Source organism: Carnobacterium pleistocenium FTR1 (genome assembly GCF_000744285.1).
In the GTDB taxonomy this organism is placed as follows: domain Bacteria; phylum Bacillota; class Bacilli; order Lactobacillales; family Carnobacteriaceae; genus Carnobacterium_B; species Carnobacterium_B pleistocenium.
Genome location: NZ_JQLQ01000002.1, coordinates 1,497,757 through 1,524,304 on the forward strand (window position 1 = coordinate 1,497,757; position 26,548 = coordinate 1,524,304).

At 34.6% G+C, this 26,548-nt stretch carries 28 protein-coding genes and 1 other RNA gene; 5 read left to right on the forward strand and 24 right to left on the reverse strand.

Annotated features, from left to right (window positions below; genetic code table 11):
- Window positions 1-89: 89 nt before the first annotated feature.
- The 3 genes from tsf to BP17_RS07320 all read right to left on the reverse strand — a co-directional run bounded on the left by tsf (window position 90) and on the right by BP17_RS07320 (window position 5,330).
- Complete coding sequence (gene tsf / locus BP17_RS07310; RefSeq protein WP_035053012.1) at window positions 90-971, reverse strand: translation elongation factor Ts; 882 nt, start codon at window positions 969-971, stop codon at window positions 90-92.
- Between the two features lie 156 nt (window positions 972-1,127).
- Window positions 1,128-1,916 (reverse strand): 30S ribosomal protein S2, encoded by a 789-nt coding sequence (rpsB, locus tag BP17_RS07315; protein ID WP_035053013.1) that lies wholly within the window; start codon window positions 1,914-1,916, stop codon window positions 1,128-1,130.
- A gap of 186 nt (window positions 1,917-2,102) precedes the next feature.
- On the reverse strand, window positions 2,103-5,330 hold the full coding sequence (locus tag BP17_RS07320) for a DEAD/DEAH box helicase (RefSeq protein ID WP_035053014.1): 3,228 nt from the start codon (window positions 5,328-5,330) through the stop codon (window positions 2,103-2,105).
- Between the two features lie 269 nt (window positions 5,331-5,599).
- On the opposite strand from BP17_RS07320, the gene BP17_RS07325 reads away from it, so the two are divergent.
- Entirely contained in the window at window positions 5,600-6,220 is a 621-nt protein-coding gene (locus BP17_RS07325; protein ID WP_035053015.1) for a lysophospholipid acyltransferase family protein, read from the forward strand.
- Between the two features lie 442 nt (window positions 6,221-6,662).
- Here BP17_RS07325 and BP17_RS07330 read toward each other — a convergent pair whose 3' ends face one another.
- The 3 genes from BP17_RS07330 to BP17_RS07340 form a co-directional block, all read right to left on the reverse strand.
- Window positions 6,663-6,908: a YneF family protein gene (locus BP17_RS07330; RefSeq protein ID WP_035053017.1), complete on the reverse strand. Its 246-nt coding sequence runs from the start codon at window positions 6,906-6,908 to the stop codon at window positions 6,663-6,665.
- 160 nt (window positions 6,909-7,068) lie between these two features.
- Window positions 7,069-9,072, reverse strand: a complete 2,004-nt coding sequence (gene tkt, locus BP17_RS07335; RefSeq protein WP_198022526.1) for a transketolase — start codon at window positions 9,070-9,072, stop codon at window positions 7,069-7,071.
- Between the two features lie 135 nt (window positions 9,073-9,207).
- Window positions 9,208-9,447, reverse strand: a complete 240-nt coding sequence (locus tag BP17_RS07340; RefSeq protein WP_035053019.1) for a DUF896 family protein — start codon at window positions 9,445-9,447, stop codon at window positions 9,208-9,210.
- Between the two features lie 164 nt (window positions 9,448-9,611).
- On the opposite strand from BP17_RS07340, the gene lexA reads away from it, so the two are divergent.
- Complete coding sequence (lexA, locus tag BP17_RS07345; protein ID WP_035053021.1) at window positions 9,612-10,235, forward strand: transcriptional repressor LexA; 624 nt, start codon at window positions 9,612-9,614, stop codon at window positions 10,233-10,235.
- Between the two features lie 75 nt (window positions 10,236-10,310).
- Here lexA and BP17_RS07350 read toward each other — a convergent pair whose 3' ends face one another.
- The 13 genes from BP17_RS07350 to BP17_RS07410 form a co-directional block, all read right to left on the reverse strand.
- Window positions 10,311-11,084 (reverse strand): ribonuclease HII, encoded by a 774-nt coding sequence (locus BP17_RS07350; RefSeq protein WP_035053023.1) that lies wholly within the window; start codon window positions 11,082-11,084, stop codon window positions 10,311-10,313.
- Between the two features lie 10 nt (window positions 11,085-11,094).
- A complete protein-coding gene (gene ylqF / locus BP17_RS07355) occupies window positions 11,095-11,949 on the reverse strand; it encodes a ribosome biogenesis GTPase YlqF (protein WP_035053025.1) in 855 nt (284 codons plus the stop codon).
- Window positions 11,950-12,016: 67 nt separating this feature from the next.
- Window positions 12,017-12,670: a signal peptidase I gene (gene lepB, locus BP17_RS07360; protein WP_035053027.1), complete on the reverse strand. Its 654-nt coding sequence runs from the start codon at window positions 12,668-12,670 to the stop codon at window positions 12,017-12,019.
- A 27-nt stretch (window positions 12,671-12,697) separates the two neighbouring features.
- Window positions 12,698-13,243 carry a signal peptidase I gene (lepB, locus tag BP17_RS07365; protein ID WP_035053029.1) on the reverse strand — a complete coding sequence of 182 codons (546 nt, stop codon included), beginning with the start codon at window positions 13,241-13,243 and terminating at the stop codon, window positions 12,698-12,700.
- Window positions 13,244-13,402: 159 nt separating this feature from the next.
- Window positions 13,403-14,905, reverse strand: coding sequence for a S41 family peptidase (locus BP17_RS07370; protein ID WP_035053031.1), 1,503 nt, complete (start codon window positions 14,903-14,905; stop codon window positions 13,403-13,405).
- A 60-nt stretch (window positions 14,906-14,965) separates the two neighbouring features.
- On the reverse strand, window positions 14,966-15,673 hold the full coding sequence (gene deoD, locus BP17_RS07375) for a purine-nucleoside phosphorylase (protein ID WP_035053032.1): 708 nt from the start codon (window positions 15,671-15,673) through the stop codon (window positions 14,966-14,968).
- 38 nt (window positions 15,674-15,711) lie between these two features.
- Window positions 15,712-15,933 (reverse strand): YozE family protein, encoded by a 222-nt coding sequence (locus BP17_RS07380; protein WP_035053034.1) that lies wholly within the window; start codon window positions 15,931-15,933, stop codon window positions 15,712-15,714.
- Between the two features lie 17 nt (window positions 15,934-15,950).
- The gene (gene msrA, locus BP17_RS07385; RefSeq protein WP_084676320.1) at window positions 15,951-16,469 is read right to left on the reverse strand and encodes a peptide-methionine (S)-S-oxide reductase MsrA; all 519 of its coding nucleotides are present in this window, start codon (window positions 16,467-16,469) and stop codon (window positions 15,951-15,953) included.
- 22 nt (window positions 16,470-16,491) lie between these two features.
- Window positions 16,492-17,100, reverse strand: coding sequence for a YpmS family protein (locus BP17_RS07390; protein WP_035053038.1), 609 nt, complete (start codon window positions 17,098-17,100; stop codon window positions 16,492-16,494).
- 33 nt (window positions 17,101-17,133) lie between these two features.
- On the reverse strand, window positions 17,134-17,970 hold the full coding sequence (locus BP17_RS07395) for an SGNH/GDSL hydrolase family protein (protein ID WP_035053040.1): 837 nt from the start codon (window positions 17,968-17,970) through the stop codon (window positions 17,134-17,136).
- A gap of 96 nt (window positions 17,971-18,066) precedes the next feature.
- The gene (locus BP17_RS07400; RefSeq protein WP_035053043.1) at window positions 18,067-18,561 is read right to left on the reverse strand and encodes a dihydrofolate reductase; all 495 of its coding nucleotides are present in this window, start codon (window positions 18,559-18,561) and stop codon (window positions 18,067-18,069) included.
- Between the two features lie 24 nt (window positions 18,562-18,585).
- Window positions 18,586-19,533 carry a thymidylate synthase gene (locus BP17_RS07405; RefSeq protein WP_035053045.1) on the reverse strand — a complete coding sequence of 316 codons (948 nt, stop codon included), beginning with the start codon at window positions 19,531-19,533 and terminating at the stop codon, window positions 18,586-18,588.
- Window positions 19,534-19,551: 18 nt separating this feature from the next.
- Window positions 19,552-21,453 carry an ABC-F family ATP-binding cassette domain-containing protein gene (locus BP17_RS07410; protein WP_035053047.1) on the reverse strand — a complete coding sequence of 634 codons (1,902 nt, stop codon included), beginning with the start codon at window positions 21,451-21,453 and terminating at the stop codon, window positions 19,552-19,554.
- Between the two features lie 376 nt (window positions 21,454-21,829).
- Between BP17_RS07410 and BP17_RS07415 the strand changes: the two genes are divergently transcribed.
- The gene (locus BP17_RS07415) at window positions 21,830-22,036 is read left to right on the forward strand and encodes a cold-shock protein (protein ID WP_035053048.1); all 207 of its coding nucleotides are present in this window, start codon (window positions 21,830-21,832) and stop codon (window positions 22,034-22,036) included.
- Between the two features lie 104 nt (window positions 22,037-22,140).
- Here the strand turns inward: BP17_RS07415 and BP17_RS07420 are convergent, their stop codons facing one another.
- Entirely contained in the window at window positions 22,141-22,572 is a 432-nt protein-coding gene (locus BP17_RS07420) for an EbsA family protein (RefSeq protein ID WP_035053050.1), read from the reverse strand.
- Between the two features lie 90 nt (window positions 22,573-22,662).
- Between BP17_RS07420 and BP17_RS07425 the strand changes: the two genes are divergently transcribed.
- Complete coding sequence (locus BP17_RS07425; RefSeq protein WP_035053052.1) at window positions 22,663-23,070, forward strand: ribonuclease HI family protein; 408 nt, start codon at window positions 22,663-22,665, stop codon at window positions 23,068-23,070.
- A gap of 38 nt (window positions 23,071-23,108) precedes the next feature.
- On the opposite strand, the gene BP17_RS07430 is transcribed toward BP17_RS07425, so the two are convergent.
- From BP17_RS07430 to BP17_RS07440, 4 genes are all read right to left on the reverse strand, one after another.
- On the reverse strand, window positions 23,109-24,254 hold the full coding sequence (locus BP17_RS07430) for a THUMP domain-containing class I SAM-dependent RNA methyltransferase (RefSeq protein ID WP_035053054.1): 1,146 nt from the start codon (window positions 24,252-24,254) through the stop codon (window positions 23,109-23,111).
- 92 nt (window positions 24,255-24,346) lie between these two features.
- An RNA gene (gene rnpB, locus BP17_RS13280) (RNase P RNA component class B) lies at window positions 24,347-24,723 on the reverse strand.
- 50 nt (window positions 24,724-24,773) lie between these two features.
- Window positions 24,774-25,106, reverse strand: a complete 333-nt coding sequence (gene gpsB, locus BP17_RS07435; protein ID WP_035053056.1) for a cell division regulator GpsB — start codon at window positions 25,104-25,106, stop codon at window positions 24,774-24,776.
- 151 nt (window positions 25,107-25,257) lie between these two features.
- Window positions 25,258-25,803: a DUF1273 domain-containing protein gene (locus tag BP17_RS07440; protein ID WP_035053058.1), complete on the reverse strand. Its 546-nt coding sequence runs from the start codon at window positions 25,801-25,803 to the stop codon at window positions 25,258-25,260.
- Window positions 25,804-25,874: 71 nt separating this feature from the next.
- Between BP17_RS07440 and recU the strand changes: the two genes are divergently transcribed.
- On the forward strand, window positions 25,875-26,504 hold the full coding sequence (recU, locus tag BP17_RS07445) for a Holliday junction resolvase RecU (protein ID WP_035053060.1): 630 nt from the start codon (window positions 25,875-25,877) through the stop codon (window positions 26,502-26,504).
- The last annotated feature ends 44 nt before the right edge of the window (window positions 26,505-26,548 follow it).

Consider the following 26,548-nt stretch of genomic DNA (forward strand, 5'->3'; position numbering starts at 1 on the left):
TTTAATTAACTTTCAGTAGTACCCAATTCAAATAAAAAACACTATAAAAAAGGAACGCAACAATTGCGTTCCTTTTCTAAATAAGATTTCTATTTTTTAACTTGATTCATAACTTCTTCAGCAAAGTTTTCTTCACGTTTTTCAATTCCTTCGCCAACTTCAAAACGTACAAATGATTTAATTACAGCGCCTTTTGATTCGATATATTTACCAACTGTTTGATCTGGATCTTTAACAAATGGTTGATCTACCAAACTGATTTCTGCTAAATATTTATTCATGCGGCCTGTGATCATTTTTTCAACGATATTAGCTGGTTTGCCTTCATTTAAAGCTTGTTCAGTTAAAACCTTTGTTTCATGGTCGATTTCTTCTTGAGAAACTTGATCGCTAGAAACATATTTTGGATTGCTAGCTGCGATATGCATAGCAACATCGCGAGCAGCTTCTTCGTCATTAGTTCCTTCAAGAACGACTAATACAGCAATACGTCCACCCATGTGGATGTAAGCTCCAAAAGCATCTGCATCAGTTTTTTCAACACGTGAGAAACGACGCAATTCAATTTTTTCACCAATTTTAGTTACTGCTGCTAATAGCTCAGTTGCTACCGTGCCGTCTCCTGCTTTAAGAGCCTTAACGTCTTCAACTGTTTCTGGGTTTCCTGCAGCAACTGCTTCAGTTACATCTTTAACTAATTTTTGGAATTGTACGTTTTTAGAAACAAAGTCAGTTTCAGAGTTTATTTCAGTAATAGAACCAATATTTCCGTTTACGTATACGCCAGCTAAACCTTCAGCAGCAATACGGTCAGCTTTTTTAGCAGCTTTTGCTCCACCGGTTTCTCTTAGGTGATCTACTGCAGCGTCCATGTCTCCATCAACGGCAACTAATGCTTTTTTAGCGTCCATCATTCCTACGCCAGTCATGTCGCGTAATTGTTTAACTAGTTGAGCTGTTACTTTTGCCATTCTATATTTCCTCCTAATAAATTTCATTATTCTTTTTTTAGATAAAATTTCACAAAAAAAGACTGACCCGTCAAGAAAGAAATGACGCCGCTTCGCAAAAAGTCGCTTTTCACTTCTCCCTACTCGAGACAGCCTTATTTAGTGTTAATAATTTAATTATTCAGCGTTTTTTCCTTCAACGGCTTCAACAATTTCTTCGATTGAAGCTGTTTCAGAAGCTACAGGTGCTTCAGGTGTGAATGTTTCTTCAACTACTTCATCTTCACCTTGATTTCCTTCGATCATAGCGTCAGCCATTTTTGAAGTAATCAATTTAACAGCGCGGATAGCGTCATCGTTTGATGGGATGATAACATCGATTTCATCTGGATCACAGTTAGTATCAACCATTGCTACTACTGGGATGTTTAATTTGTGTGCTTCTTGGATTGCAATACGTTCTTTACGAGGGTCAACAACGAACAATACATCTGGAATTCTTGGCATATCTTGAATACCACCTAAGAATTTTTCAAGACGGTCACGTTGTTTGATTAAAATCCCAACTTCTTTTTTAGGAAGGACATCAAAAGTTCCGTCTTCTTCCATTTTGTTGATAGCTTTCAAACGTTTGATACGTTTTTGGATAGTATCCCAGTTTGTTAATGTTCCACCTAACCAACGGTGGTTTACAAAGTATTGTCCAGCACGAGTTGCTTCATCTTTGATAGCTTCTTGTGCTTGTTTTTTAGTACCAACGAATAAAGCGATTCCGCCATTTTCAGATACTTCTTTCATGTAGTTGTATGCTGTATCAGCTAACTTAACTGTTTTTTGTAAGTCGATGATGTAGATACCGTTTCTTTCTGTAAAGATAAAACGTTTCATTTTTGGGTTCCAACGACGTGTTTGGTGACCAAAATGTACTCCTGCTTCAAGCAATTGTTTCATTGAAATTACTGCCATAATATATTTCCTCCATTGGTTTTAATTTTCCTCCTTCAAATTCAACTGTAAGGAGACTTGACTAATCAAGCACCGTCCTTTACATCCTTTGAAGTGTGAAATAATTTTCAGTGCTTTTAGCACCGTAGATAATTGTATATCATATAATTAGAAATATCAAGTCTAACTATCGTTTTTTATTTCTGACTACATTCCAATATTCAAAATTTCACGAATGTCATCTTCTGATAATTGACTTGCTTCTTTTTGAATAGAGCCATCTTCAGTAATGATTTGATCAAATAATGCTTTTTTCTCTTGTTGCAATTGATCAATTTTTTCTTCAATCGTTCCTTCTGCAATCAACCGTAAGACTTGAACAACTTTTTTCTGTCCAATTCTATGAGCACGTCCAGCCGCTTGTTCCTCAACTGCTGGATTCCACCATAAATCGTAGAGGATGACCATATCTGCACCTGTAAGATTTAAACCTGTGCCACCAGCCTTAAGTGAGATAAGAAAAACATCTTTTTCTCCTGCGTTAAATCGATTAACCATTTTAATTCGTTCTTTCGGCTTTGTTTGGCCACTCAAGTAAAATGTTTCTACTTCCTGCTCAGCCAATTCTTTTTCGATAATTGCAAGCATTGAAGTGAATTGTGAAAAGATCAAAATACGTCTGCCATTTTCTCTTGCAGTTTGGATCGTTTCTTTTAGCTGCTCAAGTTTCCCTGAGTCGCCTTCATAATCATCAATAAACAATTTAGGGTCACAGCAAATTTGTCTTAGACGTGTTAACCCAGCTAAGATTTCAATCCGATTCTTTTTAAATTCTGCTCCATTCATGCTGTTTACACTTTCTTGGATTCGTTGTAAGTAAGCAAGATAGACTGTTTTTTGTTCTTTAGTCATTTGACTATATAAATTGGTTTCAATTTTATCAGGTAGTTCTTTCAAAACATCTTTTTTGATTCGTCTTAGTACAAAGGGACGAATCATTTTAGCAATTTGTTCATTTGGAAGAGTTTTGAATTTTTTAACTGAAGGAAAGAAACCAGGCATGATTAGCTGAAAAATAGCCCATAATTCTTCGATTTTATTCTCTATAGGTGTCCCACTTAAAGCAAATCTTTTTTTAATAGTTAAATCTCTTAATGCTTGAGAAGTTTTAGTATTATGATTTTTAACCATCTGTGACTCATCTAAAATCAACGTACTAAAAGGGAAACGTTTATAATGGACGACATCTTGTCTAAAACTAGGATAAGATGTAATCAAAACTTGATTTGGTTTAACATTTTCAACTAATTGCATTCTTTCTTCAGCCGTGCCAGAAACAACGATACTTTCAATAGATGGCGCAAATTTTTCAATTTCGTAATGCCAATTATAAATCAATGAAGCTGGGGCAACGATAAGGAAAGGATCATTTTCTCCTTTTTCCTCTATTTCAGATAACATATAAGTAATTACTTGAATTGTTTTCCCAAGCCCCATATCATCTGCTAAAATACCGCCAAATCCATATTTAGATAACATTTTCAACCATTGAAATCCTGTTTTTTGATAAGGTCTTAAATCTGCATTCAACGATTTAGGGACCTCAGCTTCGAACTCTTCAGGAAAATTCAAATCATGAATTAAATTTTTGAATTTTTTTGAAACAGTACCTTTTGTTTTTTCATCCAATGAAATTTTTTCATTTAATTCAAGTCCGCGATAGCTAGGGAGTTGAATTCCACCATTTTGAAATTTTTTGGTAACTCTCAACTCATTTAGTACATCACTTACTTGTTTAAAACTCTCTGATTCCAAGGAAAGAATGGTTCCATTGTCAAATTTATGAAAAGCTTTTTTTTCCATTAAACTTTTTAACACATCATCTACTTCTTCAGGAGTGATTCCTTTGATGTCAAAACGGACATCTAAAAATGAACCTTCCTTTTGAACATCGATGATTGTTTCTGGATCTATTTGATTTAAAAACATACTATCTAACAAATCATCTACATATACCGTGGCATCCAACTCTAAAGTTGGGATTTCTTTCGTGAATAATGTATAAAATTCATCATCACGAACCATTCGTTTAGCATAATTAGTTTCTGTTCGATGATAGTCAAACCCAGTCAATTGATTAATGATCATCATTTCTTTTTCACTGTCTCTAATAATTTGAACGCCTTCTTCAGGCAACTGATTTTTAGAGGGATCCGTTGATAAAATCATATATCTGTAATTAAACTCAACTGTGGCATGTACTGCCTCGTTATGGTACTCAAAATAAATAGATGTTAATAAAGGTTCTTGTACAAAAGATTCTTTTAATTGATCATCAATAGAGACATTTCCTATCTTCACAAGCAATGGCATAACATAAGCTGTGAAATCAGGCATATCAGCAGATTCTATAATGATATTATCGCCATCATACCGTTGTAAAAATTGTTGCAACGGACGATAAGCACGCATTTGTTCTAAAGAAGGTTGAAAAACAATATTATCTGATACAAACCAATCGTATTCTTTCAAGTGACTATCTGCTAAACCTGTAATAGCTAAAGTGACCGTTTTATTTTTTTGTGAGATTTCAAAAGAAAAAGGCATTTTTTCTTCCACAAACATCATTGTCTTGTACGTGGTTGCTTTTGTAATAAATTGTAAATTCCCACTGTCTTGTAAATTTTGAATAGTTTCTTCTGCTAAGGCAGTCATTAGAATCAAATAACGGTTATTTGTTAAAAGTGATTTTGCATCTTTATACTCTCCAGAAATCAATTGAATAGATTTGTACTGCTTATGCAGATTTTCTAAGATTTCACTATCTTCTTGTTCAATAGAGACATCTTTAAAATTGATTTCTTGACCAGCTTTCAACTCAACCGTTTCTTTTTTTATAAAACTTTCTAAAAATAAAGGTAAATCTTTCACAATATACATCTTGTCTATTCCAGCTTTAAGACTGAGAGTAAACACATCAAATGAGGACCTTATAAGTGCAGTAGTCATTGGTTTTATTTCAACTCTATATTCTAATTTTAATGACTGTTTTTGCTTAGAGATAGTCGTTTTTTTTCTATTTTCATTTAAGAATATACGAGTAAATGACTCTGTTAACTCCTGACCAGGATTTGGAGAATCCACAGCAATTTGCTTAGCATTTTCAGCTGTCATGACCCGACTGATTTTTCTATCTCTCAACTCCAACTCAACAGCAACTGTATGTTTACAGTATCCGTGATTTTTCCAATAAAGACATTCACAAAAATCATCTTCTTTTGTAGAACCGTCTAATTCAACATGAAAAATATCACTTCCCATAACTTCGGCGGACCATATTTTTTTTTCTAAAAATGAGTTGACTGAAAGGACGCGTTTCTCTGCAACATATTGTCTTCCTTGCTCAATAACGCGTTCTGGTATACTCCATTTCATTCAACATTCCCCTACTTTCTTGCTTTTCATAATTTTTTCTTTAAAAGCGCGTTTTTTTCTATCTCTCTATTGTACGTCATTATAGCTAAAAAAGAAAATTTTTTCTTTTAAGTCTAAACGATTCTGCTATTTTATTTCCACAAATAACCTGCACATTTTTATTAGTTATTGGATAGATTAAAAATAACTTGCTAAAATATCAGTTATGAATCATACTATTATTATAAAAAATGCTTCAGAAAACTGAACTAATGAGAGGTTGAATAAATTTGTTTTATAGAATTCTACGTGGCACTTTGCGTTTTCTGTTAGCCATTTTAAATGGCAATGCACATTATGAAAATCGTACCAAGTTGCCAACTGATACATCTTACATCTTAGTAGCACCGCACAGAACCTGGATTGATCCTGTTTACCTAGCTATAGCGGCTAGCCCTAAACCCTTTACTTTTATGGCAAAAAAAGAATTGTTCCAGAATCCTATCTTAAGTTGGATCATTAGACATGCCAACGCCTTTCCAGTGGATCGCGCTAATCCAGGGCCTAGCGCTATTAAAACACCTGTTAAAATCCTGAAGAACGGAAATTTGAGTCTTATGATTTTCCCAACTGGAACAAGGCATTCTGACGAAATAAAAGGAGGAGCAGCTACGATTGCTAAATTAAGCGGTGTTCCAATCATTCCTGCAGTCTATCAAGGACCTATAACTTTAGCTGGAATTTTAAAACGACAGAAAGTAACCATTCGTTTTGGAGATCCAATCAACATAGATCCTAAAATTAAACTTTCAAAAGAAAATTTAAAAATGATCGACGAACAAATGCAACAAGCTTTTGATCAATTGGATATAGAAATTGACCCTTCATTTAAATACGATCGTACAAAATAATAAAAAGAGCGAAAAGTCGTTAATGACTTTTCGCTTTTTTCATTATTGATTGATTGAGACAACTTTCCAAAAATTTATTATGTCATTTGGCTATTCTCTTCAAAATTCTTGTCTTCTCTACCAACTATCTTTATCACGTTTACTTTTAAGGTACTCTTTTGAGTTTTACCAATTATGTTTAAAGCCGCTCGCAAATCTTTCACTTTCTCCTACAGCTTAGTAATTTACACCAAGAGGGGCTTTAGTGAAGAAATTAAGGGTTGAATCAAAGCAACTAAGTTTTCTTTTAATGACTAACCTTACAACCAAAACAAAAAATACCATACCTTTATTAACAAACTTCACTTTTTTGCTGCCCCTTATTTACCCTTATTTAATCAAAAGGTGCGCACAGATAATTATCTGTGCGCACCTTTTGATTTTCATAGGCCAGTGTATGCGACTATTTCTTTTTACTTGTTTTTGTTGTCTTGGTTGTTTGTGTTTTCATTGATGACATCATTTGTTTAATTTTCTTTTCTGATGGTTTTTGTCCCATTTGCATCATTAACATACGCAACATGTTTTCATCAACAGGTGGATTTTTTTTGAAATAATCCATCATGTATCTTCTAGCGATAAAGAATCCACCGACAGCTCCACCAACCAAAGCTAATATAATTAAAAAAATAGCAAGACCTAAATTCATTTTTATTCACTCCTTTCAAACCTCTCAAGACTTAATTGTACTAAATAATAGTATAAAAATAAACTAAAATTCTATTTCTTTCGTTAAAAAGACATATTTCACCAAAAAATATCCAAAAGAAAGCCCTGCAAGTGTGAAGTTCAACTTACAGGGCCTAATATTATAAGTTATTAAATGTTTTCACAACATTTTCTACTGTGAAACCATAATTTTTAATAACAGTATCTCCAGGTGCACTTGCACCATACTTATCGATACCAACTGAAGCTCCGTCTAGGCCGACATAACGTTCCCAACCAAATGTAGCACCCATTTCAATAGATACACGTTTACGAACTTCATTTGGTAAAACACTTTCTTTATAAGCTGAATCTTGTTTTTCAAATAAGTCAAAACTTGGGACAGAAACAACTGAAACATCTTGTCCACTTTCTTTCAAAGCTTTTTGAGCTTCAATAGCTAAAGCTACTTCTGAACCAGATGCCAATAAAATACCTTCTGGTTTTTCACCAGTTTGAGCTGAAATGACATAAGCTCCTTTAGCAACATTCGTACGAGCTCCTGTTTTAGTCCCAGGTAATACAGGTAAATTTTGACGAGATAAGACTAACATTGTTGGGTGATCTGTCGACGTTAGAGCCAATTCCCAAGCAGCAACAACTTCATTTCCATCTGCTGGACGGATAATTGAAAGGTTAGGCATACCACGTAAGCTAGATAATTGCTCTATCGGTTCATGAGTAGGACCATCTTCTCCAACAGCAATTGAATCATGTGTGAACACGTATGTTGTCGGTAATTTAGAAATAGCTGCTAAACGAACAGCCGCACGCAAGTAATCAGTAAATACGAAGAATGTTCCACCATACGTTCTAGTACCACCATGTAAGACAATTCCGTTCATAGCAGCTGTCATACCAAACTCACGAACACCATACCATATATTTCTTCCGTCATATTGACCAGCTTGGAAATCTTTTTCATCTGATATCATTGTATTATTTGATGAAGACAAATCAGCAGAACCGCCCCATAAATAAGGAACTCTTTTTGCAATTGCATTTAGAGCTTGGCTGCTTGTAACACGAGAAGCTAATGCTTTATCTTCAACATCATAAGATGGCAAGTCAGCGTCCCAATTTGCTGGTAATTCATTACTTAGAGCTAATTCAAATTGTTCAGCTAATTCTGGATATTCAGCATGGTAATCTTCAAATGCTGTTTTCCATTCTTCTTCAGCTTTAGCACCTTTTTCTACCATTGTTTCTTTAAAACGATCCGCTACTTCAGTAGGAACGAAGAAGTCGACATTTTCCCATCCGTAAGCCTTTTTAGCAGCTGTAATTCCTTCTGCTCCAATTGGTGCACCATGGACTTTATGTGTTCCTGCGTTAGGAGCACCAAAACCAATAACTGTTTTAACTTCGATTAAAGTAGGTTTTTTTGTTTCAGCTTTTGCAGCTTTGATTGCTGCGTTGATTTCTTCTAAATCATTACCATCTTTGACAAGAATATGTTGCCAACCATAAGCTTCAAACCGTTGTCCAACATTTTCAGTAAATGCTTTAGATGTTGGTCCATCTAGAGAAATATCATTTGAATCATAAAGAACAATAAATTTTCCGAGCTCCAAATGAGCAGCTAAGCTTGCAGATTCGGCTGAAACACCTTCCATTAAATCACCATCTCCACATAGAGCATAGGTGTGATGATCAACGATGGTGTGGCCCTTTTTATTATAAGTGGCAGCTAAGTGAGCTTCTGCCATTGCCATCCCAACGCCATTTGCAATTCCTTGTCCTAAAGGACCAGTCGTTGCTTCTACCCCATCTGTATGATTTACTTCTGGATGTCCAGGAGTTTTACTATCCCATTGGCGGAATTGTTTTAAATCATCAATTTTCACGTCATATCCAGCTAAATGTAATAAACTGTAAAGTAACATTGAACCATGCCCAGCTGATAAAACAAAACGGTCACGGTCGAACCATTTCGCATTTTTTGGATTTACTTTTAATTGTTTTGTCCACAATGTGTAAGCCATTGGTGCAGCTCCCATAGGTAACCCTGGATGTCCCGAATTGGCTTTTTGTATACCATCCATACTTAGTGTTCTAATTGTAGCTACTGCTAATTGATCTGTGTTATCAAACAAAAAAATCATCCTTTCGATTTGAACTCTCTTTTAATACTCCTTTAGTTTACTATTATTCCAGATTAAGTGCAACGCTTTCACGAAACGATTGTTAACGATTGGGAGTATCTAATACTTATCACATTCAAGAACATTTATTTGTTCTTATCTGCCATGAAGGCCTTTTTCTTTTTGTATTTCTTTCAATTTTTCAGGAGTTACATCATTGCCCTCTTCATCAACTATTTTCACACCCTCAATTGTGTTTTTCATTCCACCTCTAAAAGCTTCAATATAAGCATCACGAAGTTTTTTTTGTTCGACTTGTTCTTGGATGGTTAAGCCTTTTGTTTTCGATTTATTAGCTAAAGCATTTATTCTTTCAATTTGTTCTTTTGGCAACATCTAATCACTCCAACATTATTTTTATTTTCTTGTTCAATTGTAACAAACTTCTTTAAAAAAAACATTCTTTTATCCTCTTTATCTACGAACGTTTGTTTGATTTGTTATACCATATATGGTAATCTTAAAATGATAAAAAAAGAAACGAGGTGTTTATATCTATTATGAGTAAAAATCCAGAATCAAGACAAGTCGAGGTCTTGCAATATATCTATAGTCAAGTTAAATTGAAGGGATACCCTCCAACTGTTAGAGAAATTGGAACTGCTGTCTCATTATCTTCAACCTCAACAGTACATGGGCATCTTTCTCGCTTAGAAAAAAATGGTTATATTCAACGAGACCCTAGTAAACCACGAGCAATTGAATTAACAGCATTAGGTTTAAGTAAATTAGGTATTGCGTTAGATAAAATTCCTTTATTAGGAACTGTAACAGCCGGCGAACCTATTTTAGCAGTAGAAGAAGCAACAGATTATTTCCCACTTCCACCAAATTTACAATTTGAAAATGAATCCCTATTTATGTTGACCATACGAGGAGAAAGTATGATCAACGCAGGTATTTTTGATGGCGATGAGGTTATTATTCGCAAGCAAGGCACAGCTAATAATGGCGATATTGTCATCGCTATGACTGTTGATGATGAAGCGACTTGTAAAAGATTTTATAAAGAAAAAGATCATTATCGATTACAACCTGAAAATGATACAATGAATCCTATCCTACTTAACGAAGTCAGCATTTTAGGTAAAGTCATTGGTTTATATCGTAGCCATATCCAATAACAAAAAACGAATGAATAGGAGCATACTCCTGTTCATTCGTTTTTTGTTTTTATTTTGGTGATTTAAAGAGTTTTATTACTGTAGCATTTTTTTTACGGGAGCAAATGTTTTCCTATGGATTGGGCATACCCCATGTTTTTCTAAGCCTTCTAAATGCACTTTAGTTCCATAACCGGCATTTTCAGAAAAACCGTATCCAGGATATACCTCGTCGTAGTCAGCCATCATTCTATCTCTTGTTACTTTGGCAATGATACTGGCCGCAGCGATAGACAAACTTTTGGCGTCTCCTTTAATAAAACTTTCTTGAGGTATACTGGTAGGCAAATGCATGGCGTCAATCAATAGCTGTTCAGGTTGTTGGGGCAACTGCTGAACGGCCTCGATCATTGCTAATTTAGTTGCCTGATATATATTTACTTCATCAACCACTTGGTGATTTTTTATACCAATACCAATAGCTATAGCTGATTCTTTTATTTGGTCGAATAATAATTCTCGTTTTGTACTAGATAATTGCTTAGAATCATTGATCCCTAACACAGCAAAATCAATTGGTAATATAACAGCAGCAGCCACAACTGGTCCAGCTAATGGCCCTCTTCCTACTTCATCAATTCCAGCAATGTATTGTGTTCCCTTTTCCCAAAAATAGTGCTCGATTTGGAGCATTTCTTGTTGTTTTTCAAGAATCAATTGCTGTTTTTTTAACTGATTTTCCCAAGTGTGATAAGCTTTTACCACGCCTTTACGTGAATCATTCATGATTTGAGCCAATCGTTCATCCGCCGGGTCAGTGATTGTTGTTAAAAGTTTTTTAATTGCCAAAATAGTTACTGGTTTTTCCACTCTTGTTCTCCTATTCTTTAGGTAAAGAAACCGGAGCAATATCTAATGTGAATCGTCCTGCTTTACCACTTCTAATTTCATAGATCAACATTTCTGCTGCGCGGCTGTAGTCTTCTCGAAAACCTCTTCGTTCACTAATCAGCATTAATAGTTCAGGTGTTCCTAATTCTAATTCTTCTTTAGTTAGAAGGAATCGTTTAGCAAATGTTTCTGGATAATAAGTTTTCATTATACCGATTCCATACATCGCAACTTCATCCATTTGTAAAATGGTATCTTTGATTGCACCTGTCAATGCTAATTTTTCGCCGACTGCTGGGTCTTCAAATTTTGGCCAAAGAATACCTGGGGTATCGAGTAATTCCAATTCTTTGCCTAGTTTTAGCCATTGTTGTGCTTTTGTCACTCCCGGTTTATTCCCTGTTATGGCAACATTTTTCTTTATAAAACGATTGATCAAGGTCGATTTCCCAACGTTAGGAATCCCAATGCTCATTGCTCGAATTGCACGAGGCTTAATACCTTTAGCAGCTCTTCGATCAAATTTAGGTTGCAAAAGTTCTTTTGCTTTTTCCATAAGTTGTTTCATGCCCTTACCTTCTTGCGCAACAATAGGGACCGCTGCTATTCCTTGCTCATTAAAATACGCTACCCATTTTTTTGTTTGAATAGGATCAGCTAAGTCACTTTTATTTAGAATAATGACTCTAGGTTTTTCACCGATTATTTCATCTAGTATTGGATTACGACTTGATAGTGGAATTCTTGCATCCACTAGTTCAAATATAATATCTACTAGTTTTATTTTTTCTGTTACTTGGCGTCTCGCTTTTGCCATATGTCCTGGAAACCATTGAATGTTCATACTTTTTCACCTTTCTATTTACACAAAAAAAGAACAGCTTGCTTAAAGTCTTTTTCTTATTTCTTTTTTAATCGTTATCGATAGAACCAATTTCTCTAAGGGGCCAAATACGTAGAGAAGCTGTTCCACTTACAGTTGCAGCATCTACGAACCCAAAAATACGACTATCTTTTGAATTTTGACGGTTATCTCCCATAACAAAGTATTTTCCTTCAGGAACCGTTTCTACACCTGTTTTAGATGCTAATGAAAAGTCTTCTGTAAAGTTGCCTCCGATAGCCATTTCCTCAATGGAGCTTTGCAAATAATCTTCCTCAACGGGTTCTTCATTGATGTATAAAGTGTCGTCTTGATAACGAATAGAGTCTCCTGGAAGACCGATAATGCGTTTAATATACTGTTTTTCAGGCTCATCCGGAGCAGGGAAAACAACGATATCAAACCGTTCTATATTATTGATTTTATTTAAGATCAAGCGATCCTGATCTTCTAAAGTAGGAACCATCGACTCGCCATCTACACTTACTGGAGCGAATAAAAAGTTTCGAATAAGAAAAAAAATAATCAATGCTACTACACAATATAGTAGCGTACTTAAAATTTCACTTCCAAGACTTTTATTTTCTTTGCGTTTTTGACTTGAAGAAGAATGACGTGACTTTCTAGGCTCAAAAGATCTTTCTGGTTGATTTCGACCATCAGAAAAATTAATTTTACTCAACTGCTTTCCCCTACTTTCTTTATTTAATTATTGGACATTTTCTATGCGATTAAAAGGGTAGTAGGTAAAGGAAGTTTCTCCAATAATCGAATCTAGTGGAATATTTCCAAAGTACCGGCTATCATTACTTGATCTACGATTGTCACCTAACACAAAATATTCATCTGCTGGTATCGTCTGAGCACCGGTCAATTCTTCTAGAGTAAAATCAGAAGTCCAAACCCCTCCAGCGTTATTAACTAAATCGTTGTCTAAAAAATCTTCTTCAATTTTCTTATCATTTATATAGAGCTGATCATTTTCATATCGGATTTTCTCTCCTGGCAAACCAATCACTCTTTTTACAAGAGTCCGGTTTGACGAATCGTGAAATACAACTAGATCGAATCTTTCTATAGCATATATTGTTTCGACAATAATTTGATCATCTGGTTGAAAGGTTGGTATCATAGATGAACCTTCAATGGTCATAGGAATAAAGATAAAATTTCGCAATAAAATAGTGATCGATCCAGCTAATACTATTGCCTTAAACCATTTCCAAGAAAACTCCTTCCAGGACTCTTTCCACATATCATTCGCTCCAAACCAATCTATTTGTTCTATCATACAAGAAAATTTTAAAAATACCTACTTATTTAAAGCCGAACTTACTAAGGAAGAGAGATAGAAAATTCCTACCTCTCTTCCTTAGTAAGTTTAACCGGTTCTAGTTTGTAAAACATTCGTTTCTTAATTGCTAGATTCAGCTGATTGCAACTCTTTTATCGCTGCTTCATATTGCGTATCATTTTCATCAATCAGCTCTCTTAAAGATTCAACCAATTGAGTAGCTGTCTCACCTGTTACTACACCATCGATAGGTAAATCTTTGTCTGTTTGAAATTGTTGAACGGCTTCTTGAGTTGATTTGTCAAAATATCCATCGCTATTTCCTACAGAGTAATCTAGGGCATCGAGCACCTTTTCTAAGTTTTCAACTTCTTCAGAAACATCTTCTAATTGATAAGATTTTGAACTATCAATGATCAATAAATTTGCATATTCTGGTAAAGCCACTTCGATAGTAGGCATAATTCCTTCTTCATTTATCCATTTACCACTTGGTGTCAACCATTTTGCAATCGTTATCTTCAATTCACTGCTATCCTCAAATGGCGCTACATTTTGGACCGTTCCTTTACCAAATGTTTGCGTTCCGATTAGTTTGATATTACCAGATTCGTTAACTGCACCTGCTAAAATTTCAGAGGCACTAGCACTTCCTTCATTCACTAATAAAACAGATGGCTCAGTAACTTTAAAATCACCCATTGTAGCGTCATCAGCAACAATTGGAACAGGTTCTTGATCTTTTTCCTGAGTTTGTAAAATAGTATCCCCATCTTCTAAAAACAGATTAGAAATATTTAACCCTGCGTCTAATAAACCGCCCGGATTTTGTCGGACGTCAAATACAAAGGACTCCGCACCTTGCTCCCTTAAATCTTCTATAGCAGCCACTAGATCATCGTACGTCGGTGAAGAAAAGCTAGTGATGGCAATATATCCAATTGTTGGGTCTGCTTCGTCTAGCTGATAAACAACTGTTTCCACAGGAATCGTATCGCGAATTACTTTCACTTCGAAAGTGGACTCGCCACGTCTAATAGTCAAGGTAACTTCAGAACCTTTCTCCCCTCGAATATGCGAGACAGCCTCATTTAAATTCATACCCGTTAATTCTTGATCATCAGCTTTTAAAATAATATCGTTCGGTTGTAATCCGGCTTGTTCGGCTGGTGATTCGGCAATAGGAGAAACAATCATAACATTATCTCCTTGCATCATCACTTCTGCACCGATTCCTTCAAAAGATGCTGAAATACTTTCATCTAAGGAAGATGATTCTTCTACGTCAAGGTATTGTGTATATGGATCTCCAACAGCTTCGGTCATACCAGTAATGGCACCTTCAATTAAGGTTTCTTCTTCAACGCCTTGATAATAATCCGTCATCAAAGTATCATAAACTGCCTGTATTTTTTCAAAATCTTCTGCATTTATTTCTACACTAGCTTCTGAAGATTCTGAAGAACTTAATTGATTTTGAACCTGTCCGTCTGTATCATCATTGGCATTCAAAACAGCAACGGTCCCACCAATTGAAAGTGCAGCAACGATTAGGAGAGAAGCGCCATAAGTCCAAGGTTTGATTCCTTTTTGTTTCTTTTCTTTTTTTGGTTCATTCTCCAATTTCAAGGTTCCTCTCTGCTTTCAATTTGACCCAAGATTCATGCTTATTTAACCATTTAGTTAGAATTTTAAAGCTGTTTCCAACGCAACGACCATCATATCATTAAATGTTTTTTCACGTTCATCGGAAGACGTTTCTTCTCCCGTAATCAGATGATCGCTTATCGTTAAAATAGCTAAAGCGCGACGGTTATATTTAGCTGCTACTGTATATAAACCAGCTGCTTCCATTTCAGTAGCTAATACGCCATAATCAGCCAATTTCTTTTTATCTAGTTCAGTATTGTAAAAGCGGTCAGCGGATAAGACATTTCCTACTCTAACTTTCATGCCTTTTTCGATCGAAATCTCATATGCTGTTCTTAGTAAATCAAAATCAGCAATTGGAGCAAATTGAACTTGATTATCAAATGTATTTTTTACAATAGCTGAATCAGTTGTCGCACCTTGAGCTAAGATGACATCACGCACTTTAACATCTTTTTGCATCCCGCCAGCAGTTCCTACGCGTATTAAATTTTTCACATTATAACCCGTAATCAATTCTTCAGCATAAATCATCATAGAAGGGATTCCCATACCCGTTCCTTGAACAGAAACACGGCGCCCTTTATACATCCCAGTATAACCAAACATATTTCTCACGCGATTATATTGTTCTACCTCTGTTAAAAAGGTTTCTGCGATGTATTTTGCTCTTAATGGATCTCCTGGCAACAATACCGTTTCGGCGATCTGACCTTCTTTAGCTTCAATGTGTATACTCATGATTAGTTCCTCCTATTTGTTCTGTCGGTTAATTGCTTTTAGTTGTCTCTGTCTAAATAGATTTCCCAAGCTTTATCAAAAGTTGTCATTTCTTCTAAATATGTGCCATTTAATTCTAAATAATGACTGATTTCATGATAATCTTCTGACTGTTTAGGAAAACTATCATCTAAATAAACAGCATTTGCGAACAAGGTAACGACATCTCTTTTATGTGGATCTCTTTCAGTCATTAAATAATGATAAAATGGCCGTTGCATTGAGCTAATTCCTTTCTTTACTTTTTACTTTGCTGGTAGTGCAGTCGCTCTTCTTGCTCTTGAGCATACTTTTCCGGATTTTTTTTATAAAACTCTTGATGCTGTTCTTCAGCTGGATAAAAAGGCTGGACCTCTTCAATAACGGTAATAATCGTTTTTTTGTACTTTTTACTAGCAATTAATCGTTGTTTTGATTTTTCTGCGATCGTTCTTTGATTCTCATTTAATACAAAAATAACAGGACGATAATTATCTCCTCTATCTTGAAATTGACCCATAGCATCTGTTGGATCCGTTTGATTCCAATAGATGTCTACCAATTGTTCATAAGAAATAACAGAAGAATCAAAGGTTATTTCAACAGCTTCAGTATGACCTGTTGTTTTGGTCAAAACTTCTTCGTAAGTAGGATCTACAGTATGTCCTCCGGTGTAACCTGAAATTACTTTTTCAATTCCTGGTTGTTCATCAAACGGAGAAACCATGCACCAAAAACATCCTCCCGCAAATATCGCAGTATCTTTCACAAACCTCATCCTTTCTTGTTTATATTTATGCCTATTTGGTTGGCATATAGGCATTGATTCGAATATCATTTTCAGCTAAATCAATTTTATCGACCGAAAAATGCATCCCACTAGCTAAAGTGAATTCATTCAGATTAAATACAATTGTTTCTTGCTCACTATCGATGGCTACCCACTCTGGAAGATTCAATTGATTTTTAATTTGATTCATTGCAAAAGTAATGGGTACGTTGAATCTCCCAATGGAGAGACTAGTCGCTTTAAATTGGAGATTGCCATTTTCCATTACAAAAGGTTCCATAAATAACTGGAATTGTACATCTTGACCAAATAGTTGAAACGTTCCAACTAATCGAGCTTGATTTTCTAATGTAAACTGGTAATTGACAGGACCTTCTACTATTTCTTCATTCTTAAGATATGAGGCTACCAATTGATTGATATCCTCTTTTTCTGCAGATACTTGAAACATTGCTTCTTCTTCACTGTCTCTTGTCTCTAGGTTTGGTTCACCTATAACAACCGGTGTCAGCTGAGTAAAAAACCAGATACTCATTCCAATAATAATTGAAAGCAGCGCAAGAAAAGCCCACTTCCATCCATTCAATTCTCTCTTTTGTTGCTTTCTTTTTATCTCCATAAAAATGCCCTTCTACTTTCTTCAGATTCCTCTTTATTCAGCTTCAATAGCTTGAAACAATGTCTCTCCCATCAATTTATATCCGTCTTCGTTAGGATGAAATAAATCTTTTTCATATAGATAAGGATTATTGATTTCTGTTCCACTAGGATTTTCTTCATTTAGCGATAAGTTTTTCAGCTCAGCTTGCTTCAATGTTGGATTAAATAGGTTCATCGTAGAAATAAAAGTAGCATTATCCGTTTCATTTACTATTTTTTGAGTGGTTTTATTCCATTTTTCTACTATATTTTGCATTTCAGGTATCTCAGGAAAATAAATATCATAAGGGTTATAAACACCAAAAACATATAATTCAAGTTCAGAATTTTCCTTTTTAAACTCAGTTAAAAGGGCAGTTAAATTCACCTGGTAAGCTTTTTCAGGAGAGATAAAACTTTCCTCCGTAGCGGTTAAAAAAAATTGTTTGAAGGTTTGTATGATATCGTTTCCACCTACAGTGAGAACAACTATATCGGCAGATGCAATATCTTCTTGGATAGACTTATTTTCATGAAAACGTTCCAAAACTTGATCGCTTCGGTCTCCGTTTTTCCCATAATTACTTGTGGTTACTTCTTCATAAGCATCCGTTTTTTCTAATAAATCAGCAACTACAGGAACATAACCACCAGTATTCGTAGCATCTCCGACACCCTCAGTTAAAGAATCTCCTATGGCAACGATGTGGACTGACTCTTTTTTTATTGCCACTTTTTCCTCATCATTAGATCCATTAGTTTGATTTAGGTAAATTAATATGCCAGCTATAAGAAGGCTGACTATACTAAAAAAAAGGAAGATACCAACAATTGACCGTCCTTTTTTCATAAGAAAAACTCCTTTACTGGTTAATATATGAAAATAGTATACCAGATTCTCTATTTTACGTATACATTTCTATCTAAAAAGCTTGAGTGTCTTTACTTATTCGTTATTTCGTACATACGTTTCGAATACATGTGGGTATTTATTGCGCTCATCAAGCATACCCACTTCTGTCTTAGCCAGTTTCCACTTTGTCCAGTCTATTTCAGAGATAAACGTATCTCCTTTAAATTCGCCGTCAATCAAGGTCCGGTGTAATATATCTACATCATCCATAAAGAAATCAAAAACATTTGCACCGCCAGTGATAAATGTATCTCCCTGATATTCTTTAGCAAAATCGAGTACCTCTTCTCGGCTGTGCATAATTTTGACCCCTTCAGCTTGATAATTAGGATCAGTGGTGAGGATAATATTGATACGGTTAGGTAAAGAACGTTTATTCATTCCTTCAAATGTTTTTCTCCCCATGACAACAGCATTGTTGATTGTCATCTGTTTAAAATATTTCAGATCATTCGGCAACGACCAAGGCAAAGTTCCTTGGTATCCTATTGCTCCATTCTTGTCTTGAGCCCATAAAAAAGCAATCATATCATTACCTACTTTCTTTTTTTATTACACAGCTATTGGAGCTTTTATTCCAGGATGTGGATCATATCCTTCGATTTGTATATCCTCCATTTCAAAATCAAAAATACTTGTTTTTGATTGATTCAATACTAATGAAGGGAAGCCTTTAGTTTCTCTAGCTAGTTGTTTTTCCATTTGTTCGTTATGATTTGAATACAAATGTGCATCTCCCAAAGTATGGACAAACTCTCCAACCTCTAATCCAACTTCAAGAGCAATCAGATGGGTTAATAAAGCGTAACTCGCAATATTAAAAGGAACACCTAAAAAGATGTCTGCACTTCTTTGATACAATTGGCAGCTTAATTTACCATCAGCAACATAAAATTGAAAGAGTGTATGGCAAGGAGGCAATGCCATATTAGGTACATCTTCTGGATTCCACGCTGAAACGATTAACCGTCTTGAGTCTGGCGTTGTTTTGATCTGCTGGATAACCTCTTTTAATTGATCAATAGTTTCACCTTGAGTTGTTTTCCATTTTCTCCATTGCGCCCCATACACATTGCCAAGCTCCCCATATTTAGCAGCGAATGTTTCATCTTCCAAAATACGAGTACAGAAAACTTCTTTTTCGGCTTGATAAATGACGTTAAAGTCAGAATCAACTAAAGCTTTTCTGCCAAAATCAGTCATGTCTGGTCCTGTGTAATCGTCACTTTTTACGAAACGCTCAAAAGCCCATTCATCCCAGATATGATTATTATGTTGTAATAAATAGCGAATATTTGTATTTCCTTTAATAAACCACAGCAATTCACTTTTGATTAAATTAAATGGCACTCTTTTAGTTGTTAGCAAAGGAAAACCTTTTTGAAGATCATAGCGCATTTGATAACCAAAAAGACTTTTGGTTCCTGTTCCTGTTCGGTCTGTCTTTTTGTGACCTTCTTCTAAAACTTTTTTTCCTAAATTTAAATATTCTGACTCCACGACTTTACCTCCTATAACTTAATCATTTGAATATTGGCTTAAATATTCCCAACGGTTCATTTTTTCTTCTAGCTCTTTTTCTAAAGCTGCTAATTGCTCTTGTTGTTCTTGTAGTAGACCAAAGTCACTGCCAGATTTTGCCATTTCTTTTTTCACAGTTTCTATTTTATTTTCAAGATGAAACATTTCTTCTTCAATTGTGCTCCATTCTTTTTGTTCTGAAAATGTTAATTTCACTTTTCCATCCTCAGTGGGTTGTTCCGGTTGTGTGTCAACTTTTGCACTTGATTCGCTACTTTGGACAGAACGACCTTGCTTTTTCTCTTTTTCTTCTTCTATATAGTCTGTAATACTTCCATAAAATGGTCTGATTTTTCCATTGCCATCAAATATTAGTAATTTTCCAACTGTCTTATCTAAGAAGTAACGGTCATGGGAAACTGAAATCACTGCTCCAGGAAAAGTATCAATGTAATCTTCTAAGACCGTCAACGTTGCAATGTCTAAATCATTTGTCGGTTCATCAAGCAACAATACATTTGGTTGCTGCATCAATAATTTCAATAGATACAATCGTCTTTTTTCGCCACCGGATAATTTCCCAATAAGAGTACCATGTGTTTGTCGCTCAAATAAAAATTGTTCCAATAAATTTGTTACACTGATTCGTTCACCATTGGTGGTTTCAACTTCTTCTCCAACTTCTTGTAAATAAGAAATCACACGTTTATTAGGATCCATTTCTTCAATAACTTGCGTGAAATAAGCAACTTTCACCGTTTCTCCTACAACTATTTCCCCTGAATCTAATGGGAATCGTCCAGCTAAAGTATTTAAGAAAGTTGATTTACCAGCTCCATTTTCACCACTGATCCCAATTCGATCTTTCGTTTGAATCAGCATGTTGAAATGATCCAGAATTACTTTCCCACCTAAATTAAGCGACGCATCTTTCAACTCGAATACTCTTTTTCCTAAGCGAGAACCTTCTAAATTCATTTCGACTGATTCGTCTAAATTAGATTGATTCAAATTGTCTTCTAAATCTTTAAATCGTCCGATTCTAGCTTGTTGTTTTGTTGAACGTGCTTTTGCACCTGTACGCATCCATGCTAATTCTTTTGTATACATTTGTTTTCTCTTATGGTCAGCAACTACTGCTGCTTCTTGTCTCTCTGCTCTTTCGATAACGTATTGTTCATAGTTCCCTGTATAAAATGTCGCACTTCCATGAGACAATTCAATCATGCGGTTAACAATTCGGTCTAAGAAGTAACGGTCATGAGTAACAAGTAATAGTGCTCCTCTATAAGAGCTTAAATAGCCTTCTAACCAAGTGATCGTCTCAAAGTCTAAGTGGTTGGTTGGTTCATCTAAAACCAATAAATCAGGTTCTTGGATCAACACTTGCGCTATACCCACTCGTTTTTTCTGTCCACCAGATAAAGTTCCTACCAATTGTTCTAAATTGGTGAGACCTAATTTACTCAAAATCATTTTTGCATTTGTATCAGCTATCCAAGCATTTTCATCATTCATTACTTGTTCAGCCCTAGAATATCTGTTTTGATATTTTTCATCCATTGGATCTGCTATCAATAAGTCTAATGCTTTTTCATAGTTTCTAACAGCTGCTAAAATAGGAGAATCTCCTTCAAAAACAGCATCGAAAACGGATTTATCAGGATTTAAATCTGGTTCTTGCATCAAATAACTGATAGTGTAATCTTTTTGTTTTTGAATACTGCCTTTTTCACCCGTATCATTTCCAGTGATCACATTCAGTAGGTTAGTTTTCCCAGAGCCATTTACACCAATTAGACCGATTCTTTCACCTTCCATAATTGAAAAGCTGATATCATCGAATAATACTTTTTCCCCATATGTTTTTGTTAAATTCTGTACTTTTAATTCTTTCATCGCTTATCTCCACTTTCCTCTATTAAACATTTTAATTCATCTTAGACATTCTACCATTTTTTATCCATAATATCTGTAGGTTGCCCTAATTAAGTTTTATTTAATCGTTTTTTAAATAATTCTAAATTCTTTACAAGAGTAACGACGGCTTTAGATAATTGTCGTATTATAACCTTATTTTCGTTTGCTTTATTTTAAAAAAATTTATTTGTTTCCTTAAAAATCTAACAGATTATTCCTATTCTAATTTTCAAGCTTTACAAAATTGACGGATAGCTAAATTATTTCTATAATAGTACTAAGTCCTTTGTTTTTATTGCTTTTAAAGAAACAGACAGGCTCTAACTTGATAAGTTCATTAAGGAGGGTTTCGTAAATGGAAAATGGCATAGTCAAATGGTTCAGTAACGAAAAAGGGTATGGATTCATTGAGTATAACGAAACCGAAGATATTTTCATTCACTTTACGGGTATTGTTAGCGACGAAGGATTTAAATATTTGACTAGTGGACAACATGTTTCATTTGAAATTTTAGAAGGCAACCGAGGTCCTCAAGCAACTAATGTTATTGTCCTTGAATAGTTCGACTCATTTAATTTAATGATTACTAAAAATACCTAAAAGACGATATGCTTAAATTAAGCATACCGTCTTTTAGGTATTTAAACCTGTATAATTCACCCAATTCACTGTAAACTGAGCTCTTCTAATTGAATCAGCGGTGCTTTATTTTTCAAGTAATTGTAAAATTTCTTTTTATTTTTCGTATTTAAATAAATATAGGAAACTTTTCTATCTTGGTTAGTAAATAAACTGATTTCTCTTTTAGTAGAAAAGGTTATTTTTTTTATCTCATCAAGCGAAATACATTCTTTTTTGATACCTCTAAAATAATTGCTTTTTAAGTTATTATTTTCTATTCTTAAGGTAGAACCAAATCCATAAAATAAAAGTACTCCAAAAATAATGACCAAAATAATAATCATTAGACTAATAGTTTGAGTTTCCAAAAATAAAATAAGCAATGAAAAAAAAACTAGCCAACAAATGGACCAATAAATAACTTGAAAAGCAGGTTCTAATGACAGAGAAAATTTCACATGAGAATTATCATCCAATATATTACACTCCTTATACTTTATAAAAGTACTATTATTTTAACATATCCTAAATTAAAAACCCATTCAAAAGAAAGGAGCTAAGTAGATATGATTAAAATGTATACCGATGCTTCTACAAAAAACAATCCTGGACCTAGTGGTGTAGGAATTGTAATCAGCAATGAAAATAGATACAATCAATTATCTTTTCCTCTTGAAGGTAATTTAAGCAATCATGAAGCTGAATTTGAAGCTCTTTTGAAGGGCCTCACCTACTTAATTGAACATCAGTTGAACCATGAAACTTTAATGATGTACACTGATAGCAAATTATTAGCATCCGCAATCAAAAAAAATTACGTAAAGAAGGATATTTTCAAAAGTTACCTGCTTCTTATTCAAGAAAAATTAAGTTATTTTCCTCTTTTTTTTATTCAATGGATTCCTGAATCACATAACAAAGGTGCAGATCATTTGGCTAAACAAGCCTTACAGAAAGTAATTTCAAAAAAATAACAGCCATAAGAAAGAAACTTTTCTTATGGCTGCTATTTTTATTTACGAGGTGCTCTAGGTGGACGTTCACCCCAAAATTGGAATAAGTCAGTCCTTAAGGCTCCATTATATAGTTTGCGTTTTTTAGTAGCTCTTTCTCCGTAGAATGTTTCAAAAGCTAAATCACTTGTAATAACATATTTACTCCAAGTTTTTAACGGACGATATACTTGACCCATTTGTTTGTAAAGTTTATGAACTTCTTCTTCTTCACCTAATCTTTCTCCATAGGGAGGATTAGCTAAAATAACCCCATATTCTTTTTCAGTTGTAAAATCAGCTAATTGCATTTGTTTAAATGTAATACTGCTTCCTACTCCTGCTTCATCTGCATTCGTCTTGGCAATATCAATCATAGTGCCATCAATATCTGTACCCATAATATCAAGTTCGATATCGTAATCTACAGCAGCTTCAGCTTCAGCCCGAACCTCTTCAAAGACACTTTGATCAAACCATTCCCATTCCTCACAACTAAATGAGCGATTAGATCCAGGTGCAATATTATGACCCATCAATGCAGCTTCAATAACGATTGTACCTGAACCACAAACAGGATCATAGAAAGGACGATCTTTACGCCAATTGGTTAATTGAACCAGAGCAGCAGCCATATTTTCTTTTAATGGTGCTCCACCCTTAGCAGTACGGTATCCTCGTTTAAATAAACTTGGTCCGGTTGTATCTAATGTTAAGGTAACTTTATCTTTCAATAAGGCTACTTCTAATTGATATAAAGAACCTGTTTCCGGTAAACGTGTATTACGGTGATAAACTTCACTCAATCGATTGACGATCGCCTTTTTCACAAGTGCTTGACAATCCGATACGCTGTATAATTTTGATTTGATTGATTTTCCTGCTACAGGAAAGTTAGCATCCATCGGTAATAAGTCTTCCCATGGTAAAGCTTTTGTTTTTTCAAATAACTCATCAAATTCATAAGCATCAAATTCACCAACAATGATTTTGACACGATCTGCCGTTCTCAACCAAAGATTTGTCTTAGCAATATCTTTTTCAGTTCCTTCAAAAAAGACTTTCCCATTTTCTACTTGGCATTCATACCCTAAATCTTTAATTTCTTTTCCTACTAAGGCCTCTATGCCACTGGCCGCTGTTGCAACAAGCTTAAATGTTTTCATGTGTTTTCTCCAATTCTTTTCTTTTTAATTATTATTTTAAATAAAATATAAAACCCTCCTAAAAGGAGGGTTCTATACCTGAATTTGTAAATTTCTGTAAGCCATGTTCTGTCTCAGATAAAAAGTCAGGGTCTGTTTTATCCGGAGGTAATTATCTGTCTGCAATTACTGCCTCTTCCATCGGTTCAATTCCCTAGGAAAAGTGCCCCTACCAAAGTTTGGGTTGCTCGCTCGAGGGGTTTACCGCGTTCCACCAATACCGTTTCCCGTATTGTTTCGTCACTGTGGCACTTTCAAGAATACTCAAGCATAGCTTTACAGCCTTAGCTCTTTTTTCTGCCGTCTCTTCATAATTAAATGAAGGCCCTGGCTTATGATTTCGCCAGGCACGAACACTACAAGCATCGCAGCTTGTGCGAGCATGGACTTTCCTCAGTTTAGTCAAGCTAAACCGCAATTACCCGAAATTTACAAATGTTTTTTAATACTCGTTAATTTGACTCTTTTAACATAAGAAGATTAAAGTTCATCTTCTGTTTCATCTAATTTTGAACCAAATACATGACGTTCTAAATTAGATAGACGTTTTAAGATATCAAAATTAGTTGCCGTACTATTAGGTTGAGAAGAATAATTTGGTTGAGAAATTGATGCTTGTTTTGTTAATTCATCGATTTTACTTAATAAGCGATCATTCTCAGCTTTTGCTTGAGTAAGTTCTTTATTAAATGATTCATAATCACGAATCACTTCATCTAGATACTCATCTACTTCAGTCGGACTGTATCCGCGCATACTTTGTTTAAATTCTTTTTGAAGAATATCTTTTGTTGTTAAAGATCTATTTGCCATGTTTACACCTCTTTGTTTGCTTCATCTTCTAACAAAACATTATTCTAGTTATCTCGATATTTCTTATTATACCAAAGATATACAAAAAAAAAAACTTATTTTTATATAATCTTGCCGCTTCAAGAATAAATAGATCAAAAAGTTTGAGGAATCATTCGTATTCTTCTTCAATGCTACTGTTTTGTAGTTGATCTACATCTATCAATCTCAACTCAAATTCCATCGTTTCTTGTTTCTTTTTTAAGGCTTGATAGACAAACTTTGTTTTTCCTTCAAACTCTGGATCATACACTAATAACGCCGCTTGACAATGTTCCAATAAAAAAGCTTGATGATTCTTCAATTGGGATGGATCTTGATACGTCTTATGTGAGGTTGCTTCAACATAATCAGCTAGCTTTTTCAATGAAGCCAGCTTACTTTGATTTTTTTCATTCCAATTTGATCCAAATTCTAGAAAAGGTAAAATAACAGCTATTTTAATCGTTGGATATTCTTTTTTCAATTCGTCAACTACTTCGATTGCCCATTGTTCCGTTCCAAATTGAGCACTTGTTAGAATCCAGTCAACCCCTTCTTCAATAAATTGACTAATTTCTTGTTTTAAACACTTTTTTATTACCGCTACTTTGGGATCATCATCCTTAAATACGCCAAGTTCAAATGTTCGGTAGCCACTAATGTATAAATTTCTCATAAACTCACTTGATTCTCCTTTTCTTTAAAGGTCTTTATTTGATATAATAGTATTTAGGAGTGTGATTTCAATTGACGATACGATATCCTAATGGTAAAACCTATGTTCATAGTGACAAATCTTCACCAAAAAAGCAACTAACTAATCAGTTGACCTCATTTAGCAAACGAGGGATGTCCTTAGAAGAAGATTTGAATGCAAGCAATCAATATTATTTAGCAAAAGGAAATGCGGTTATTCATAAAAAACCCACCCCTGTTCAAATCGTTAAAGTAGACTATCCTAAAAGAAGTGCCGCCGTTATTAAAGAAGCCTACTTTAGGCATGCATCTACAACAGATTACAACGGCGTTTATCAAGGTCATTACTTGGATTTCGAGGCAAAGGAAACGAAAAACAAGCTTTCTTTTCCTTTGAAAAATTTTCATGAACATCAAATTATCCATATGCAGCAATGCATAGATCAACAAGCCATTTGTTTTGTAATCATGCGTTTTACGATAAGTGAGCGTCTTTTTTTATTAGAAGCAAAATATTTACTTGTTTATTGGAATGATCAACAAAAAGATGGAAGAAAATCAATTCCATTAAAAGAACTTGAAAAAAAAGGGTACGAAATGTATTATGAACTTTCGCCACGTATTCCTTATTTAGAAATCGTGGATCGTTTAATTAGTAAGAATAAGGATAAATCGACATAAAAATAATTGTTTCGTTCATCTATTGAGGAAATAATTTGTGATTT

What these genes read in the sequence shown, in the direction of transcription:
- tsf (WP_035053012.1), bottom strand. Translation starts at nt 971, where the DNA reads ATGGCAAAAGTAACAGCTCAACTAGTTAAACAATTACGCGACATGACT.
- rpsB (WP_035053013.1), bottom strand. Translation starts at nt 1,916, where the DNA reads ATGGCAGTAATTTCAATGAAACAATTGCTTGAAGCAGGAGTACATTTT.
- BP17_RS07320 (WP_035053014.1), bottom strand. Translation starts at nt 5,330, where the DNA reads ATGAAATGGAGTATACCAGAACGCGTTATTGAGCAAGGAAGACAATAT.
- BP17_RS07330 (WP_035053017.1), bottom strand. Translation starts at nt 6,908, where the DNA reads ATGAATTTAGGTCTTGCTATTTTTTTAATTATATTAGCTTTGGTTGGT.
- tkt (WP_198022526.1), bottom strand. Translation starts at nt 9,072, where the DNA reads ATGATTTTTTTGTTTGATAACACAGATCAATTAGCAGTAGCTACAATT.
- BP17_RS07340 (WP_035053019.1), bottom strand. Translation starts at nt 9,447, where the DNA reads ATGTTGCCAAAAGAACAAATTGAAAGAATAAATGCTTTAGCTAATAAA.
- lexA (WP_035053021.1), top strand. Translation starts at nt 9,612, where the DNA reads ATGAGTAAAAATCCAGAATCAAGACAAGTCGAGGTCTTGCAATATATC.
- ylqF (WP_035053025.1), bottom strand. Translation starts at nt 11,949, where the DNA reads ATGAACATTCAATGGTTTCCAGGACATATGGCAAAAGCGAGACGCCAA.
- lepB (WP_035053029.1), bottom strand. Translation starts at nt 13,243, where the DNA reads ATGTGGAAAGAGTCCTGGAAGGAGTTTTCTTGGAAATGGTTTAAGGCA.
- deoD (WP_035053032.1), bottom strand. Translation starts at nt 15,673, where the DNA reads ATGAGTATACACATTGAAGCTAAAGAAGGTCAGATCGCCGAAACGGTA.
- BP17_RS07380 (WP_035053034.1), bottom strand. Translation starts at nt 15,933, where the DNA reads ATGCAACGGCCATTTTATCATTATTTAATGACTGAAAGAGATCCACAT.
- msrA (WP_084676320.1), bottom strand. Translation starts at nt 16,469, where the DNA reads ATGAGGTTTGTGAAAGATACTGCGATATTTGCGGGAGGATGTTTTTGG.
- BP17_RS07390 (WP_035053038.1), bottom strand. Translation starts at nt 17,100, where the DNA reads ATGGAGATAAAAAGAAAGCAACAAAAGAGAGAATTGAATGGATGGAAG.
- BP17_RS07395 (WP_035053040.1), bottom strand. Translation starts at nt 17,970, where the DNA reads ATGAAAAAAGGACGGTCAATTGTTGGTATCTTCCTTTTTTTTAGTATA.
- BP17_RS07400 (WP_035053043.1), bottom strand. Translation starts at nt 18,561, where the DNA reads ATGATTGCTTTTTTATGGGCTCAAGACAAGAATGGAGCAATAGGATAC.
- BP17_RS07410 (WP_035053047.1), bottom strand. Translation starts at nt 21,453, where the DNA reads ATGAAAGAATTAAAAGTACAGAATTTAACAAAAACATATGGGGAAAAA.
- BP17_RS07415 (WP_035053048.1), top strand. Translation starts at nt 21,830, where the DNA reads ATGGAAAATGGCATAGTCAAATGGTTCAGTAACGAAAAAGGGTATGGA.
- BP17_RS07425 (WP_035053052.1), top strand. Translation starts at nt 22,663, where the DNA reads ATGATTAAAATGTATACCGATGCTTCTACAAAAAACAATCCTGGACCT.
- BP17_RS07430 (WP_035053054.1), bottom strand. Translation starts at nt 24,254, where the DNA reads ATGAAAACATTTAAGCTTGTTGCAACAGCGGCCAGTGGCATAGAGGCC.
- gpsB (WP_035053056.1), bottom strand. Translation starts at nt 25,106, where the DNA reads ATGGCAAATAGATCTTTAACAACAAAAGATATTCTTCAAAAAGAATTT.
- BP17_RS07440 (WP_035053058.1), bottom strand. Translation starts at nt 25,803, where the DNA reads ATGAGAAATTTATACATTAGTGGCTACCGAACATTTGAACTTGGCGTA.